We start from the raw sequence: 17,128 nt of genomic DNA, 5'->3' as shown, positions 1-17,128 counted from the left end.
GTGATTTCATGATAAACGATGCAAATGATGTTGGCTTTATCCATGATATAGCGAGCTTAGATTCTTTAAGGAAAAATGCGGTAAATAGTGACAGCGGAGAACAGAAAGCCGCGCTACATGCCGCGGCAAAGCAGTTTGAAGCTATCTTTACCAACATGTTGTTTAAGTCAATGCGTGATGCTAACTCCGCATTTGAATCGGATATGTTGAAAAGCCAAAGTCAGGACTTTTATCGACAAATGATGGATGACCAGATGGCCAGTGAGATAAGCGCATCTGGTTCATTAGGTTTGGCGGATATGATTGTTGCTCAGTTGGGCGCAGGATTGCCGCAAGATGATGCGGAAGTGGTGATGCGTAATGCGGCACTGAATGCAACAGCAGATATGCCAGTGAACAATGTTCAAGCCAATCAAGCAGCAGAACAAGCGATTGAGCAAATGAAAGCCCCCTCTTCGGCAGCATCACAACCGTCTTCGTTTGAAACACCTCAACATTTTGTCAGCTCAATGACGCCTTATGCTGAACGTGCAGCGAAGGCGCTTGGTGTAGACCCATCGCTACTTATTGCTCAAGCCGCTCTTGAGACTGGCTGGGGGCAAAAAATGGTGAAGAACTCGCTAGGCAACAGCAATAACCTATTTAATATTAAGGCCGACCGCAGTTGGAAAGGCGATAAAGTCGCCACACAAACGTTAGAGTTTCATGACAACGTGCCGGTTAAAGAGAAAGCAGCTTTCCGTTCTTACAATAATTATGAAGAAAGTTTTGATGACTTTGTGCGCTTTTTAAACCAAAATCCACGATATGAGACGGCATTAAAACACAATGGTGATTCTGAATCGTTTATTCGTGGCATTCATAAAGCAGGATACGCGACGGATCCTAACTACGCTGATAAAGTGTTGAAAGTAAAACAGCGTATTGATCAAATGTAAGATGGAAAAGGGCGGTTGCCCTTTTTTATCATCATCTCCTTTTGTAGACTCATTTCGTGACTTATAGTCACTAAGTTATTATTTTATTTCACTTTTTAGTAAATTTTTTAGCTACACGATTTCTGAATCCAAGTTTTTTCATCGCAACAACTCTGCCTTTTTCCACCAATATTCCTTCTGTTCCAACTCAACCGTACAAAATGGCACATAAATTGCTATCTACTGTAAAGAGATAACGTATTTATCGTATTGAATTGGTTTTATTGGGGGCTTTATGGCATCGGATTTGTTGAATGTTGGTACTCAGAGCGTATTAACCGCTCAGAGACAACTCAACACCACAGGTCATAATATATCGAATGTGAATACCGAAGGCTTTAGCCGTCAATCGGTTATTCAAGGCACCAATATGCCTAGGCAATATGGTGGTGAAACATACGGTATGGGCGTACATGTGGAAAATGTTCGCCGCTCATGGGATCAATTTGCCGTTAATGAGTTAAATGTCGCCACCACCAACAACGCTACTCGCAAAGATGACGAAGAGCATTTAGATATGCTGACTAATATGTTGTCATCTCTGGCGTCTAAAAAAATACCTGAAAACATTAATGAGTGGTTCAACTCAGTAAAAACGTTAGCGGACTCTCCTAACGACTTAGGAGCACGAAAAGTCGTCATGGAGAAAGCAGGGCTGATTAGCCAGAACCTGAATACCTTTTATGAAGTCGTACGCCAAGAGTCGTCAAACACCAATAAAAAATTGGATTTGGCTGTAGAGCGAGTGAATCAAATTGGTACTGAGATTCGCGATATCAACAAGTTGATGATGCGCACTCCAGGGCCGCACAACGACCTGATGGATACGTTTGAAAAACTGGTCAAAGAGCTATCGGAATATACTAAGGTAACGGTAACCACACGTTCCAATAATGAAGGGTATAACGTTCATATTGGTAGTGGACATACGTTGGTGTCCGGCACAGAGGCGAGTCGTCTTACTATGGTCAATGGTTCGCCAGATCCTAACCAACGTCGAATGGCACTTGTGGAAGGTAAAGGCGTTAAAGTCATTAAGAGTGAAGGTATTGATGGGCGCTTGGGCTCGCTGTTCAAGATGCGTGATGAGTTAATACCTTATGTTCAAGATGAACTAGGCCGCGTTGCGACATCGATATCCTATGGCGTGAATGAACTGCAGGCTCAAGGACTTGATTTACGAGGTAATGTGGGTGAGTTGTTGTTTACCGACGTGAATTCAGAGCGTGTGGCAAGAGACCGTGTATTGCAACAAATTGACTCTGAAGCTGATATGGCGGTTTATATCGATGACATCAGTAAGATTCAACATGGTGATTACCACCTTCGTTATGATGGTAGTGACTACACAATAATTAAACCAACGGGAGATGTGGTAAAAGCTGAACCACAAAACTCGGCTCTCTATATCGATGGTATGCGTATAGAGATCGGCAGTGCCCCCAAAGCGGGTGAAAGAATCATCGTTCGTCCAGTACGATTTGGTGCTGAACAGATTAAAGTGATGATGAATGATCCGGCAAAAATTGCCGCTCAAAGTTATCAAAGCTCGGCAACATTTGCTCAAGGCGAAGCCGATTTTCGCGTATTAACTGCCGGTGCATTAAAAGAATTTCAGGTTGTAGTCTCACCAAAAGGTGACCAATTTGCCGTTTTAGATATGAGCGGCAAAGTACTGCTTCAACCACAAAGCTATCCACCTTCTGGGCCAATTACCGTTCAAGGAACAACCTTTACTTTATCGGAAGGGGCTATTGCGAATGATAAATTTGCTGCCAACCTTACTGCATCTGAAGGGGATAACGGTAACTTGTTGAAAATGCAAGATTTACAGACGGCAAGAACCTTAGATGACAATAATTCTACCATTGTAGAGATCTACCATAACCTCAATACCAATGTTGGTTTAAAAATGTCCACCGCATCTAGGCTGGCTGAAGTAGCTCGACTAGAAAACGAATCCGCTCTTAAGCGGGTGGCAGAAATATCAGGTGTAAACCTAGATGAAGAAGCCGCCAATATGATGAAGTTTCAGCAGTCATACATGGCTTCATCACGGATTATGCAAGCGGCAAATGACACTTTTGACACCATTTTGGCGTTAAGGTAGGAGGTGAGAAATGGTCGGTAGAATCACAAGTTTTCATAACTTCCAATCTGTACAGAATGACCTTCGCCGTCAAGAGAACAAGGTTTTCCATAATCAAGCACAACTTGCGTCAGGTAAGAAGTTACTCAACGCGAGTGATGATCCATTGGCCACTCACTATATACAAAGTATTGGTCAGCAGTCGGAGCAGCTTCGCCAATATATGGATGCCATTGTTTTGGTTCGCAATCGCTTAGAGCACCATGAAGTACTGGTGGCAAATTCAGAAGATTATGCTGATAAAGCTAAGCGTACCGTTATGGAAATGATTAACGGCTCACACTCTCCTGAAGATCGAATGGCGAAAACCAGAGAGTTAAAAGAAATTTCAAATAACCTGCTGACATTAGCAAATAGTCAGGATGAATCTGGTAACTATATTTTTGCAGGAACGAAACCGAAGAATCAGCCGTTCTTTCGTGATAACGAAGGGAATGTTAGCTACGCCGGTGATGACTATCAGCGCAAAATGAAGATATCCAATCAGCTTGAAATGCCAACCAATGATCCTGGAAGCAAAATGTATATGCAGGTTGATAACCCATTTGGTGATTACCAACCAAGCTATCAATTGCAAACAGCATCGGAGCTATTGCTAGAGCGTGCGACGAATTTAGATTATGCCGATAATTCAAGTTACCGTATCACCTTCGTTGATATGGGGACTGGAAAATTTGGTTATCAACTGGAACAAGATGGCAGTGTTGTCCAAGCGGATGTATTTGACCCAGCTAAAGGCATTAAGTTTGAAGACCTTTCTATTCAGCTAAAAGGGCAGATAACCGCAGGAGACACTATTTCGTTAGAGCCTCGTAAAACCTTTAGCATATTTGAAAGCTTTAAAGATGCCATTGATCTGTCAGAAACGTCCGTTTCAGACTCTTCAGCGACGGCGGCTCTACACCGAATAACAAAAGAATTTGATGCTGCATTCGTTCATTTAGGCAAAGCCAGGACGGATGTTGGTGCTCGCATGAACACCTTAGATATTCAAAAAGATCTTCATTTGGACTTTAAGCTGACATTAGCAAAATCGCAAAGTGCATTTGAGGATTTAGATTACTCCCAAGCGGTGATTGATTTTAATGAGAACTCGATAGCATTAGAAGCGTCACAAAAAGCGTTTGGAAAAACAAAAGATCTCACTCTATTTAACTACATCTAATTTTGAAATGCCGTATGTGCAAATGCCGTACGAGCTAAATGAACGTGGATAAATTAAGTGGCAAAAGATAAAGCGGCAAAATATGTAACTCGAAAAGTTGCCGCCTTATTGACAAGTTAAACAAGAAAATAGGGGGCGTGATTATTAGTTGCACCTTGTAAGTAATTGTTTAAATTGAATTAATAAAAAATAAATTAGTAATGGAAAAAGTGGCACGCTACTTGAATGTATTAAATCATAATTGATGAATACGATTTGAGCTTAGCGTTAGCGCTAAGTTCAGCAAGTAACTATACGGTCAGTGCTTATCCAAATGAGACTTAAGCTGACCGCTTCGCAAACTACTTGCGAACTCAACAGGAGAGCAAAATATGGCTGTTACAGTAAGTACTAACGTCGCGGCAATGACGTCTCAGCGTTATTTGAATAAAGCGACGGATAATCTAAATACATCGATGGAACGCTTGTCATCAGGGCACAAAATTAACAGTGCAAAAGATGATGCTGCGGGCCTACAAATATCCAACCGTCTAAATGCTCAATCACGAGGCTTAGACGTGGCAATGCGTAATGCTAATGATGGCATCTCAATCGCTCAAACGGCGGAAGGTGCGATGAATGAGTCGACTGCGATTCTGCAACGTATGCGTGATTTGTCACTGCAATCAGCGAATGGTTCAAACTCCTTCTCTGAACGTGAAGCATTGAACGAAGAAGTGAGCGCACTGCAAGATGAGTTAAACCGTATTGCAGAAACCACATCGTTTGGTGGCCGTCGACTTCTAAATGGTTCATTTGGTGAAGCAGCCTTCCAGATTGGTTCTAACTCCGGTGAAGCGATGATTATGGGGCTAACCAGCATCCGAGCCGACGATTACCGCATGGGTGGAGAGACATTCTTCGCAGAATTACCAGAAGGTAAGGTTATCGGTAAAGATTGGGTTGTTCCAGCAGACAAAATGGATCTGAAATTTGTGTTTGCAGCTGACGGCGAAAATGAAGAAACCGTTATCGATATTCAAGCCAAAGCGGGCGACGATATTGAAGAACTTGCCACCTATATTAATGGTCAGAACGATAAAGTGACGGCATCAGTAGGTGAAAGCGGTAACCTTCAACTGTTTGTTGCTGAACCTGATGTTGCAGGTGGCCTAGAAATTTCTGGTTCACTGGCGAGTGAAGTGGGCATCGCGGGTGCTGAAGCGATAAATACAACTGCGCAAGATGTTGATGTTACCACGGTGAAAGGGTCTCAAAATGCGGTAGGTGTTTTGGATGCCGCGCTTAAATATGTTGATAGCCAGCGAGCAGATCTTGGTGCGAAACAGAACCGTTTAAGTCACAGCATCAATAACTTGGCTAATATCCAAGAAAACGTTGAAGCATCGAAGAGTCGTATTAAAGACACTGACTTTGCTAAAGAAACAACAGAATTAACTAAAAACCAAATTTTGCAACAGGCAGGTACTTCCATACTTGCTCAAGCAAAACAATTGCCAAACTCTGCAATGTCGTTACTTCAGTAACAGCATCGTTGAACCTCAGATTACTCGTCGTTGATAGGCACAGACGTGGGTCTTTCAGTAGTAACTTGAGGTTGGCAATGGCACTTTAAATAATAAAACCTGATGCTCTCTCACTCTCATTGCTGAAGGTTGGAAGGTTTAAAGTGCAGCGCTAAGCCAGTTATGTGTCATTTCTCTCGATCTCCACATAGGCAGCTGGCTTGCGAACGGCCCCGGTTCTCTCAAAGGATAGGGGCTTTTTCCTTTTCTAAACCCAGATAAATTTCCTTAAATACTTTGCTATTCCATCGTACCTTCCCAACTGCCAAGTATCTGTTTTGCGGCTCAGCTTAAGCGATGCTTACGGAGCAGCAGCCTATTTCTGTGCGGATAATCTTGCTAAGGGATGGCATTACTTCAGGTAACTTTGTTTCACTGAATAGATAGATAGCGTTCTGAACTCTGTACTCAGAAATGACGGGGTAATAACGACTATTTACACCTTTAACACGGCCAAAAATTTAAGTTAACCGCCTATATCGACCAACTCTCAGCATACTTTAGCGCTAATTGTCTTAAAAAAAACGGTTTTAAGCACTTGATCACATTGAACTGTTTTTTAGCAAAAAAAGTTAAAAAAAAGGGAATTATTTCTAAAGGATTTATTCGCCACGCCGTTAATGAAAGTAACTTTGAGAGAACTACTTGGTTTTCCGAGACGTCGGAAACCGTTACAACCGGAAAATCAATTGGAGAAATCACCATGGCAGTTAATGTAAATACAAACGTAGCGGCAATGACAGCACAACGTCATTTGAATAACGCAGCAAACGACCTTAATGGGTCAATGGAACGCCTGTCTTCAGGTTTTAAAATTAACAGCGCAAAAGACGACGCAGCGGGTCTTCAAATCTCTAACCGTTTGAATGCACAAAGCCGTGGTCTTGATGTTGCAGTACGAAATGCTAACGATGGCATCTCTATCGCACAAACCGCAGAAGGTGCAATGAACGAAACCACCAATATTCTGCAACGTATGCGTGACCTATCTCTACAATCATCAAATGGCTCTAACTCATCAGAAGAGCGTGTGGCGATTCAAGAAGAGATTGGTGCACTGAACGATGAGTTAAACCGTATCGCTGAAACCACGTCTTTTGGTGGTAACAAGCTACTTAACGGTACTCACGGTACTAAATCGTTCCAAATCGGTGCGGATAACGGTGAAGCCGTAATGCTTGAGCTAAAAGACATGCGTTCAGACAACCGTCTAATGGGTGGCTCAACGTATCAAGCAACGGGCGAAATTGATAAGAACTGGGAAGTATCGAAAGATGCACAGCTAACAATTGGTGTTACTGATCAGTTTGGTGCGGCTCGCGAAATCACAATCGATGCGAAAGAAGGTGACGATATTGAAGAGCTAGCAACTTACATCAATGGTCAACAAGACCTAGTCAGTGCGTCAGTAGATGAAAGCGGCAACCTTCAAGTATTCGCAGGTAACAACTCAGTTGAAGGTAATGTGACCTTTGGTGGAAGCCTAGCGGGTGAGCTTGGAATGAGTGGCCCAACATCAGTATCGGTAGACACCATTGATGTTCGTAGCGTAGGTGGAGCACAAGAAGCAGTAGCGATTGTCGATGCAGCGATGAAGTATGTGGATAGTCACCGTGCAGAGCTAGGTGCATTCCAGAACCGCTTTGATAGCGCAATCAACAACTTAGATAACATTAACGAAAATGTGAATGCGTCTAAGAGCCGAATCAAAGATACTGACTTTGCGAAAGAAACAACGTCTATGACTAAGTCACAAATTTTGCAACAAGCATCTACTTCTGTACTTGCTCAAGCAAAACAAGCACCAAATACAGCACTAAGCTTACTAGGCTAACTGAATTTGGTTATTCGCTAGATAGAGTCGCGAAGAGAATGATAAACCCTGACAGAAATGTTGGGGTTTTATTTTATCTAAGGGATCTTAAGCTGGGTAACGGCAAAAATGCCAGCTAACTTGGGATCACAGTCACAAAACACTTTACTAACAATAAAAAAACAAAAAAAATCTGATTTTTCTCTAAAGGATTCATTTCAACCGCCGTTAAGAGGAGTGAGAGAAATGAAATCGATGTGCCCAAGCGAGGTGAGAGACGCAAAAGGCATATCACCCCTAAATGCCTAAGGAGATCAATTATGGCAATAAGTGTGAACACGAATGTGTCTGCAATGACCGCTCAGCGCCACTTAAATGGTGCTAACGAGGGGCTAAACAAGTCGATGGAGCGCCTGTCTTCAGGCTATAAGATCAACAGTGCTCAAGATGACGCTGCGGGTCTACAAATATCTAACCGACTTACCGCTCAGAGCCGTGGTTTAACCATGGCAGTCCGAAACGCAAACGATGGTATTTCTATTGCACAAACCGCAGAAGGTGCAATGACAGAAACCACCAACATTTTGCAACGTATGCGTGACCTTTCTTTGCAATCGTCTAACGGCTCTAACAGTCGTTCTGAACGTGTTGCGATTCAAGAAGAGGTATCAGCACTTAATAACGAACTCAACCGAATTGCCGAAACAACCTCATTTGGTGGTAATAAACTGCTAAATGGTAGTTTTGGTAGTCAGTCATTCCAAATCGGTGCGGACTCAGGTGAAGCTGTAATGCTTGGCATGGGAAATATGCGCTCTGATGATGTTGCTATGGGTGGTAAAAGCTACGTAGCGCAAGAAGGAAAGGCTGCAGATTGGACGGTCCAATCTGGCGCAAATGATCTGGTTATTGCCTATACTGATAAACAGGGTGAAGCGAAAGAGATCAATGTTGAAGCCAAAGTAGGTAACGATTTGGAAGAATTGGCTACCTATATTAATGGTCAAAATAGTGATGTTAAAGCGTCGGTAGGTGAAGAGGGTAAACTACAAGTTTTTGCCTCAAATCAGAGTGTTGAAAACGGCGAAGTCACCTTTAGTGGTGGTCTTGCTGGTGAGCTGAACCTTGGTGGAGGAGTAGAAAAAACCGTTAATGATATTGATGTAACAACGGTTGCAGGCTCTCAACAAGCGGTATCAATTATTGATGGCGCACTGCAAAATGTTGATAGTAATCGTGCTCAATTGGGTGCGTTCCAAAACCGATTCAATCACGCGATCAGTAACTTAGATAATATCAACGAAAACGTTAACTCATCGAGAAGTCGGATTATGGATACTGACTTTGCTAAAGAAACCACGCAGATGACTAAATCTCAAATTTTACAAAATGCGAGTACCTCTGTGTTGGCACAAGCGAAGCAGACACCATCGGCAGCTCTAAGCTTATTGGGTTAAGTAGGTTCGGGTTTGTAGCCTGTGCTTGCTATCAAAGTGATTAATTCGCTTACCCAGAAGGTGGAAGGGAGATCAGTATGGATATTTCAGCATACACATCGAACGTCCAGCCTTACGGCTCTTCTGGTGGCACAAAACTTGCTTTAGGTAGTGGCGACGCAACAAATAATTCGGTATCTACTGATAAACCTGTTGAACGAAAAGCCGACTCTGAAACGGCTCAAAAAGCCAAAGCTGTGGAACAATTAGTTCAGAAACGAATTGATTTGAATAAAGAGCAGCTAGAGAAAATGGTGGAGAAGATGGATGAATTCGTTAACTCTATTAATAAAGGACTTTCGTTCAAAGTTGATCAAGAATCAGGGAGAGAAGTGGTCACAATTTATGAAGCCAGTACTGGTGACATAATAAGGCAAATCCCAGATGAAGAGATGCTAATTATACTAAGGCGTTTAGCGTCTGCCTCCTCAGGGCTATTTATTGAGGAGACGGTGTAACTGTCATAAAGGTGAGTTTGAATGAGTGTAAACCCATTGGGTGCATCTGGCATGGATATTAACTCCATGGTCAGTAAAATCGTGGAATCGGAGCGTGTGCCTAAACAGCAACGAATCGACCAGGATCGTGCCAAAATTGATACTAGTATCAGTGCCTATGGGCGACTCAGAGAGTCACTAGATACGATGAAAAACCTGATGGCAAACTTTCGTCAAGAGAAAGCGTTCGCAGTGAGAACGGTTGAGTCTTCTGATGAAAATGCGGTGTCTGCCACAGCAACGACAGAAGCTATCGCTGGTAGGTATGCTATCGATGTGTTGCAGCTTGCTCAGAGTCATAAAGTAGCGTCAGAGGCTTTTGCTGATGACCTAGAATTTGGCCCGGGTAAGCTGCAAGTTAATTTAGGCGATAGGGTCTTTTCCGTCGAGGTTAAGGACAAATCTAACTTAGTTGATGTTGTAAGAGGAATAAATGGCGCGAGTGGAAATCCTGGCGTCAGAGCCTCAATCATAAATGACACAAATGGTCAGCGACTTATTGTTGCTTCAGATAAATCGGGTATTGATAACAACATTAAAATCAGTGTTGATGCGGATGAAGGAAATACCCTAAAAAAACTTGAATATAAAACGTTAGAAGAGAGAGTTAAAGCGCTTGAGGAGGCAAGAAATGCAGCCGCAGAGGCATTAGCTGCACCGCTGCCAGGGCAAGATATTGCCAATCAAGATGAAAATACCTTAATTGATGGTCAGGAAACCGATCCAAGTAAAGCATCAGAACAGAAATTAAATGCGGATGGTATGCCAGTAGATGCGGATGGTAATCTAATAGATGCCGACCTAGATCCATCTCTTCCTGTTCCACCTCTGTCTACACTGCCAGAAGATACTATTCCCGGTTGGTCTGAAACTGCCTCCGGAACCTTGCTGGATTCCTATCAAGCCCCAATCCCTGAATTAGACGATGTTGCCTTAGACAAAATGTCTCAAGTGCCCGGATGGAATAACTCCGCGTCAGGGACCTTAACGGACTCTTATGTTACGCCTAAAGAAGCGACAGCAGAAGAGAAAGCACGTATGGCCGAAGAAGATGCGGCTATTGCGGAAGCTGTTGCAACTGGACAGCTAACAGAAGAGCAAGCGTATCAACTCAAGCTACAACGAATGACTCCAGAAGAGCGCGAGCGGCAACTAAAAATTGATGATACGCAACAAGCATTAAAGAGCGCTGAAGAATCAATGGCCTCTTATGATGGCATGACAGAAGTACAAGAAGCACAAGATGCGATAGTCATGCTAGATGGTATCGCTCAGCTAAGTAGTGAAAACAATGTGATTGAAGATGCCATAGATGGTATTGATTTAACCGTCAAAGGTGTAACTGATCCAAGTAAGCAGAAAACTGAAATCGGCGTTGAGTATGACCGGCAAAGTGTACGAGATGATATCGAACAGTTTGTTTCCTCATATAATCAGTTTTATCAGGTCAGTAAGGAGCTATCCGCTGTTGATCCTCAAACAGGAGTCGCAGGTCCGTTAGCTGGTGATAGCGTAGTGAGAGGTGCTCAGTCGCGATTGAAATCGGTGTTCTCTGCTAATATAGAGACAGCCCCTGAAGACCTAAAAACGTTAACAGAGTTTGGTATTACAGGTACGAGGCAAGGGACGTTAGAAATAAATTACGATATGCTGGATAAGCAGCTAAATAAAAACTTTACCAAATTAGAAGACTTTTTTGGCGGCAACCAAGGCTTTGCTAAAAAAGTGGAAGATGCCATTCAGTCTATGACTGGGGTTACTGGTACAATACGAACCAGAGAGAAATCGCTTTCTGAACAAAATTATCGTTTAAGTGATGATCAATCTGCACTTAACCGGCGCATGGATAGCTTAGAAGAACGGACCAAGAATAAATTTATGGCAATGCAAGATGCAACGACGAAGATGCAAGGGCAGCTTTCTGGTATGATGAATGCGCTTGGATAAAGAGGTGACGGAAGGTTTACTCGTATTACGTGAGTTAGATCAGACTTTGTTCTCTCTTTTCGCCGAAGACGAGTTAAACAGTGAAGAAATACTGTTGTTGGTCGATAATAGGGAACAATTATTGCAAAGCATAATTGAGGATGTGAAATCACTTCCAGATTTTGATAAAACATCAGATTGGCAGGAAGCCATAGAAAGAACAAAAAAGATTGTTACTATTATGCAGTCTACAACCAATCAAATTGGTGCGGAATTGAAGAAATATCGACACGGTAATAAGTCGGTGCAACGTTACCAGCAGTTTTTATAAAAAGAGGAATACCATGCGTGGTTCATTACAAGCATACAAAAAGGTATCTGTAGATAGTCAATTAAGTGCGGCATCTCCGCATAAAGTGATCCAGATGCTAATGGCCGGTGCGATTGAACGTTTGGTGCAAGGCAAAGCAGCAATGGAGCAAGGCAATATTGCTGTTAAAGGCGAACGTCTGGGTAAGGCGCTTGATATTGTTATTAGTCTTCGTGGCTGTCTATCGATGAATGATGGTGGTGATGTGGCGCAGAATCTTGATCAATTATATGAATTTATGATCAGTCAGATTTCTATAGCAAATGCTGAAAATAGACCTGAACCTATCGATGATGTTATCGATATTATTCGTGAAATTAAATCTGCTTGGGATCAAATTCCAACGGAATATCACAATCTAACATCCGCTGAATTAGGGCAATAACCGCCATTTTAATAAGACAATCCTTACATTCCCTTGGTTGCCTTATTTTTTTTATTTAATAAAATGGTAACCTTGTGCAAGGATGACCACTTTTTTAAAAAGTTGAACACACATCAAAGTCCACACTCTAGTGGACTTTTTAGTTTGCTGTTCTACGCTAATTGTCTATCGTTAGTAGTGGTTATATAGTTTAGTGATATCACAAAGATGTTGTGCAATTTCTGATATTATTCTGCTAATAAAACAATAATTAAGAACGACCAGCCACAAGATAATTAAAGATAAAGGCAACTATTTTATTAATATGCAAGATTTAGCAAAGTTACTCGTCATTGAAGATAGCAGTGCATTAAGGCTTCAGTTATCTACGATTCTGGATTTTCTTGGAGAACAGGCAGAATACTACGATTCAAATGAAATAGACGTAATTGATTGGTCTAAAAATTGGTCAGGATGTATTTTAGGCTCACTAGGCTGTGATGAACTGTCGAGTCAACTGTCTTTAAAATTGCAGAAAATTATTCATATTCCACTATTAGCCCTAGGCTCACCTTCTTATCAGTTGAATGAATTTCCGCAATATATCGGAGAGTTGGAGTTTCCACTTAACTATCCGCAATTAACCGACGCCCTTAATCACTGTGCTACCTTTTTAGGCAAGCAGGGCAGTGATTATAAAACAGGACGCAAGACGACTCTATTTCGCAGTTTAGTCGGCCAAAGTAACGGTATAAAAGAAGTTCGGCACCTAATCGAGCAGGTGGCTGTAACGGAAGCGAATGTATTGATTCTTGGTGAGTCAGGAACCGGAAAAGAAGTGGTTGCGAGGAATGTTCATTATCATTCTTCACGGCGTAATGGCCCTTTTGTTCCCATTAACTGTGGAGCAATACCTGCAGACTTATTAGAAAGTGAACTGTTCGGTCATGAAAAGGGGGCATTTACCGGAGCGATTACTTCTCGTAAAGGGCGCTTTGAAATGGCTGAAGGCGGGACTATTTTCTTAGACGAGATCGGCGATATGCCAATGCCGATGCAAGTCAAGTTACTAAGGGTACTGCAAGAGCGCTGCTTTGAGCGAGTTGGGGGCAATAGTACCATTAAAGTTGATGTACGAATCATTGCTGCCACCCATAGAAATCTAGACACCATGATATCTGATGGTGGCTTTCGAGAAGATCTATTTTATCGGTTAAATGTTTTCCCTATTGAAATGCCTGCATTAAAAGAGCGGTGCGATGATATTCCTCTGTTGCTTAAAGAGTTAATGTCTAGAATGGAGGCTGAAGGGAGTCAAACCGTACGCTTTACATCTCGATCTATTAACTCGTTGATGGAACACTCTTGGCCCGGCAATGTAAGAGAGTTGGCTAATTTAGTTGAGAGAATGGTGATTCTTCATCCCAATAAACTTATTGATGTAAACCATTTACCAACGAAATATCGTTATAGTGATATCCCAGAATTTCAAATGGAAGTGTGCAGTGAGACTTCTACGATTGAAGAGCAAGAGAGAGATGCACTGAACGGTATTTTTTCTGAGAATTTCACGCTAGAAGATGACAACAGCCTGATGAATGGTCAGCTCGACAGTCTCGCATTGCCGAGTGAAGGGCTATCTTTGAAAGAATATCTGGCCGATTTAGAAGTAAGCATGATTAATCAAGCACTTGATGCTCAAGATTGTGTTGTTGCTCGAGCGGCAGATATGTTGGGCATGCGTCGTACTACGCTTGTAGAGAAAATGAAAAAATACAAGCTTCATCGGTAATGAGTTTTATAGAAAACGTCAATTTAATGACGGCTTTTTGCGTGTAACTCATTGAAATATAACGACAATTAGCTTGGTCTGTATATTGCATGTCAAGCTATTGTCTTATTAAGCCGAGAACTCGACATGTCATCCGCCTCTACACAAGAAAATCAGACACACTTAGGAACACTTGAAGAACAAGTGATTCGTTATAAACAAGTGCTTGATGTGATGCCTGCAGGCGTGATCCTACTGGATACTCAGGGCGAGGTGAAAGAAGCAAACCCAGAAGCTCAGCGTCTGCTGGATGTTCCATTAGTCGGTGAAAAGTGGTTTGCGATCATTCAGAGCGCTTTTGCTCCTCAAGAAGATGATGGCCATGAGATCTCGCTAAGAAATGGTAGAAAAGTGCGCTTGGCCATTTCGGCATCATCAACGGGGCAGTTAATTCTAATCACTGACCTAACCGAAACACGCTTACTGCAATCTAGAGTGGGAGATCTACAACGTTTATCCTCTTTAGGACGTATGGTTGCGTCACTTGCTCATCAAGTCCGTACGCCTCTCTCTAGCGCTATGCTTTACGCTTCTAACCTCGCGGCAGCCAACCTTGCTACTTCCACTCGTGAAAGATTTCAAAGTAAACTGATGGATCGCCTTCATGATCTAGAGAAGCAGGTAAATGATATGTTGCTGTTTGCTAAAGGCGGCGACAATAAAGTGGTTAATTCATTTTCAGTGGCTGATCTGGTTAGCGAATACCAGCCCATGGTAGAAACGGCGATAAAAAATAATCATATCGACTATCACATAGAAGTAGAGCAAGAGCAGATGGTTATGCTCGGCAACGCAAATGCTATCGCCTCAGCGATTAGTAATTTGGTCATTAATGCCATTCAAATCTCAGGCAAACATTCGCAAATAGATATCTTTTTTAGACCGGTATCAGGGGAGCTAAAAATCTCTGTACAAGATAGCGGTCCAGGTGTTCCAAAAGAACTCCAAAGTAAAATTATGGAACCCTTTTTTACCACTCGATCTCAAGGCACAGGCCTTGGTTTAGCTGTTGTGCAAATGGTATGTCGAGCACACAAAGGTCGTTTAGAACTCTTATCAGAAGAAGGGGACGGTGCTTGTTTCACCATGTGCCTTCCACTGACTAATGAACAATCCGGAGAAAAATAATGGCTCAAAGTAAAGTATTGATTGTGGAAGATGATGAAGGCTTAAGAGAAGCCCTAGTCGACACGTTAGCACTTGCAGGGTATGAGTGGATTGAAGCAGATTGTGCTGAAGACGCCTTGATCAAGCTTAAATCTAACGATGTCGATATTGTTGTCTCTGATGTGCAGATGGCGGGTATGGGGGGATTAGCCCTACTACGTAACATCAAACTTCACTGGCCTAAATTGCCGGTATTGTTAATGACGGCGTACGCCAATATCGAAGATGCGGTCGCGGCAATGAAAGAGGGAGCCATTGATTATATGGCCAAGCCGTTTGCTCCTGAAGTGCTGTTAAACATGGTGTCACGATACGCGCCAGTTAAAAACGATGACAATGGTGATGCGATTGTTGCCGATGAGAAAAGTTTAAAGTTGCTGGCATTGGCCGACAAAGTGGCTAAAACAGACGCTAATGTCATGGTGTTAGGACCGAGCGGGTCAGGCAAAGAAGTGATGTCTCGTTACATTCATAACATGTCGAATCGTAAGGATGGCCCTTTTGTTGCGATAAACTGTGCAGCGATTCCAGATAATATGCTAGAAGCAACGCTCTTTGGTTATGAGAAAGGTGCCTTTACAGGCGCGATTCAAGCGTGTCCCGGTAAATTTGAGCAAGCTCAGGGGGGGACGATTTTGCTGGATGAGATCAGCGAAATGGATTTGAATCTGCAAGCAAAACTGCTACGAGTATTGCAAGAGCGAGAAGTTGAGCGTCTTGGTAGCAGAAAAAGCATTCAGTTAGATGTTCGGGTATTAGCTACCAGTAACCGAGACTTAAAGCAGTACGTTGCAGAAGGTAATTTCAGAGAAGATTTATATTATCGTTTAAATGTATTTCCAATTGCATGGCCGCCATTGTGCGACCGTAAAGGTGATATTGAACCATTAGCCAAACATTTGGCTGACAGACACTGTCAAAAACTTGGCTTGCCAGTCCCTTCCTTGTCGAATGACGCATTAAATAAGTTATTGAGCTACTCATGGCCGGGAAATGTTCGTGAGCTTGATAATGTGGTTCAGCGCGCCTTGATACTGAGTGAACAGACAAACATTGAGTCTGAGCATATCTTGTTAGAAGGTGTCGACTGGCAAGATGCTAATAGCTTGCAAACGGCGTTAGAAACCAATGATGTAGCACCAACCATTAAGCCGGTAGCAGAAGTGAATCACGAACCAGCGATTGCTAAATCCCTTTCAAGTGGAGAAGGTCTAGGTAACGATTTGAGAGATCAAGAGTTTGCGATTATTTTGGAAACGTTAGTCGAGTGCCATGGACGCCGCAAAGAGATTGCTGAAAAGCTCGGCATTAGCCCAAGAACCTTGCGCTATAAGTTAGCAAAAATGCGTGATGCAGGTATTGATATTCCTTGTTAACAAGGCGTCCGATAACGGCAAAACGTAAAGTGATATGTGCTGGCATATAAATTGCTTCGTCAATATAAGGTCAAAAATAAAAGTCAAAATATTGGCTTGGAGAGAATGAGATGAATATTGGTGGAATACAGGGTGAAATGCAGGCCATGATGCTAGAAGCATCAAACACCACAACACCTGCGACAAGTCAAAAAGTATCCGCCGATTTTGGGCAATTACTCAATACCGCTATTAACAATGTTAATGGCTTGCAAAAGAGCTCTAGCGACTTGCAAATGCGTTTCGACAGAGGTGATGAAAACGTCTCATTGTCTGATGTGATGATAGCGAAGAACAAATCGAGTGTTGCTTTTGAAGCCACAATACAAGTAAGAAATAAGCTGGTAGAGGCTTATAAAGAAATGATGAACATGCCGGTTTAGGGTTGGGTGA

At 42.5% G+C, this 17,128-nt stretch carries 14 protein-coding genes; all 14 read left to right on the top strand.

The window, feature by feature from the left end:
* Positions 1-8: 8 nt before the first annotated feature.
* The 14 genes from flgJ (at position 9) to fliE (ending at position 17,118) form a co-directional block, all read left to right on the top strand.
* Complete coding sequence (flgJ, locus tag CHJ_RS10670; protein ID WP_317917655.1) at positions 9-938, top strand: flagellar assembly peptidoglycan hydrolase FlgJ; 930 nt, start codon at positions 9-11, stop codon at positions 936-938.
* 274 nt (positions 939-1,212) lie between these two features.
* Positions 1,213-3,087 carry a flagellar hook-associated protein FlgK gene (gene flgK / locus CHJ_RS10665; protein ID WP_171754690.1) on the top strand — a complete coding sequence of 625 codons (1,875 nt, stop codon included), beginning with the start codon at positions 1,213-1,215 and terminating at the stop codon, positions 3,085-3,087.
* A 10-nt stretch (positions 3,088-3,097) separates the two neighbouring features.
* Positions 3,098-4,291, top strand: a complete 1,194-nt coding sequence (gene flgL / locus CHJ_RS10660) for a flagellar hook-associated protein FlgL (RefSeq protein WP_171754691.1) — start codon at positions 3,098-3,100, stop codon at positions 4,289-4,291.
* 371 nt (positions 4,292-4,662) lie between these two features.
* Complete coding sequence (locus CHJ_RS10655; RefSeq protein ID WP_317917654.1) at positions 4,663-5,817, top strand: flagellin; 1,155 nt, start codon at positions 4,663-4,665, stop codon at positions 5,815-5,817.
* Positions 5,818-6,559: 742 nt separating this feature from the next.
* Entirely contained in the window at positions 6,560-7,690 is a 1,131-nt protein-coding gene (locus CHJ_RS10650) for a flagellin (RefSeq protein WP_317916917.1), read from the top strand.
* A gap of 299 nt (positions 7,691-7,989) precedes the next feature.
* A complete protein-coding gene (locus tag CHJ_RS10645) occupies positions 7,990-9,126 on the top strand; it encodes a flagellin (protein ID WP_171752066.1) in 1,137 nt (378 codons plus the stop codon).
* 77 nt (positions 9,127-9,203) lie between these two features.
* Positions 9,204-9,623, top strand: coding sequence for a flagellar protein FlaG (flaG, locus tag CHJ_RS10640; RefSeq protein WP_171752067.1), 420 nt, complete (start codon positions 9,204-9,206; stop codon positions 9,621-9,623).
* 21 nt (positions 9,624-9,644) lie between these two features.
* Complete coding sequence (fliD, locus tag CHJ_RS10635; RefSeq protein ID WP_317917653.1) at positions 9,645-11,609, top strand: flagellar filament capping protein FliD; 1,965 nt, start codon at positions 9,645-9,647, stop codon at positions 11,607-11,609.
* Positions 11,596-11,919: a flagellar protein FliT gene (locus CHJ_RS10630; protein WP_253822038.1), complete on the top strand. Its 324-nt coding sequence runs from the start codon at positions 11,596-11,598 to the stop codon at positions 11,917-11,919. Before fliD ends, CHJ_RS10630 begins: the two co-directional genes overlap by 14 nt.
* A gap of 13 nt (positions 11,920-11,932) precedes the next feature.
* Entirely contained in the window at positions 11,933-12,343 is a 411-nt protein-coding gene (gene fliS / locus CHJ_RS10625) for a flagellar export chaperone FliS (RefSeq protein WP_171752069.1), read from the top strand.
* A gap of 304 nt (positions 12,344-12,647) precedes the next feature.
* The gene (locus tag CHJ_RS10620) at positions 12,648-14,114 is read left to right on the top strand and encodes a sigma-54 dependent transcriptional regulator (protein WP_317917652.1); all 1,467 of its coding nucleotides are present in this window, start codon (positions 12,648-12,650) and stop codon (positions 14,112-14,114) included.
* A 126-nt stretch (positions 14,115-14,240) separates the two neighbouring features.
* The gene (locus CHJ_RS10615; protein ID WP_317917651.1) at positions 14,241-15,281 is read left to right on the top strand and encodes a sensor histidine kinase; all 1,041 of its coding nucleotides are present in this window, start codon (positions 14,241-14,243) and stop codon (positions 15,279-15,281) included.
* Positions 15,281-16,696 carry a sigma-54-dependent transcriptional regulator gene (locus CHJ_RS10610; RefSeq protein WP_317917650.1) on the top strand — a complete coding sequence of 472 codons (1,416 nt, stop codon included), beginning with the start codon at positions 15,281-15,283 and terminating at the stop codon, positions 16,694-16,696. The genes CHJ_RS10615 and CHJ_RS10610 overlap by 1 nt, the downstream gene beginning before the upstream one ends.
* A gap of 110 nt (positions 16,697-16,806) precedes the next feature.
* Positions 16,807-17,118 (top strand): flagellar hook-basal body complex protein FliE, encoded by a 312-nt coding sequence (fliE, locus tag CHJ_RS10605; RefSeq protein WP_171752073.1) that lies wholly within the window; start codon positions 16,807-16,809, stop codon positions 17,116-17,118.
* The last annotated feature ends 10 nt before the right edge of the window (positions 17,119-17,128 follow it).

It is taken from the genome of Vibrio sp. MACH09 (genome assembly GCF_033238805.1).
Lineage (GTDB): Bacteria > Pseudomonadota > Gammaproteobacteria > Enterobacterales > Vibrionaceae > Vibrio.
This window is presented reverse-complemented; position numbering and strand designations above follow the sequence as displayed.

Excerpts from the sequence above, each read along its gene's own strand:
- flgJ (WP_317917655.1), top strand. The coding sequence starts at position 9 with ATGATAAACGATGCAAATGATGTTGGCTTTATCCATGATATAGCGAGC.
- flgK (WP_171754690.1), top strand. The coding sequence starts at position 1,213 with ATGGCATCGGATTTGTTGAATGTTGGTACTCAGAGCGTATTAACCGCT.
- flgL (WP_171754691.1), top strand. The coding sequence starts at position 3,098 with ATGGTCGGTAGAATCACAAGTTTTCATAACTTCCAATCTGTACAGAAT.
- CHJ_RS10655 (WP_317917654.1), top strand. The coding sequence starts at position 4,663 with ATGGCTGTTACAGTAAGTACTAACGTCGCGGCAATGACGTCTCAGCGT.
- CHJ_RS10650 (WP_317916917.1), top strand. The coding sequence starts at position 6,560 with ATGGCAGTTAATGTAAATACAAACGTAGCGGCAATGACAGCACAACGT.
- CHJ_RS10645 (WP_171752066.1), top strand. The coding sequence starts at position 7,990 with ATGGCAATAAGTGTGAACACGAATGTGTCTGCAATGACCGCTCAGCGC.
- flaG (WP_171752067.1), top strand. The coding sequence starts at position 9,204 with ATGGATATTTCAGCATACACATCGAACGTCCAGCCTTACGGCTCTTCT.
- fliD (WP_317917653.1), top strand. The coding sequence starts at position 9,645 with ATGAGTGTAAACCCATTGGGTGCATCTGGCATGGATATTAACTCCATG.
- CHJ_RS10630 (WP_253822038.1), top strand. The coding sequence starts at position 11,596 with ATGCGCTTGGATAAAGAGGTGACGGAAGGTTTACTCGTATTACGTGAG.
- fliS (WP_171752069.1), top strand. The coding sequence starts at position 11,933 with ATGCGTGGTTCATTACAAGCATACAAAAAGGTATCTGTAGATAGTCAA.
- CHJ_RS10620 (WP_317917652.1), top strand. The coding sequence starts at position 12,648 with ATGCAAGATTTAGCAAAGTTACTCGTCATTGAAGATAGCAGTGCATTA.
- CHJ_RS10615 (WP_317917651.1), top strand. The coding sequence starts at position 14,241 with ATGTCATCCGCCTCTACACAAGAAAATCAGACACACTTAGGAACACTT.
- CHJ_RS10610 (WP_317917650.1), top strand. The coding sequence starts at position 15,281 with ATGGCTCAAAGTAAAGTATTGATTGTGGAAGATGATGAAGGCTTAAGA.
- fliE (WP_171752073.1), top strand. The coding sequence starts at position 16,807 with ATGAATATTGGTGGAATACAGGGTGAAATGCAGGCCATGATGCTAGAA.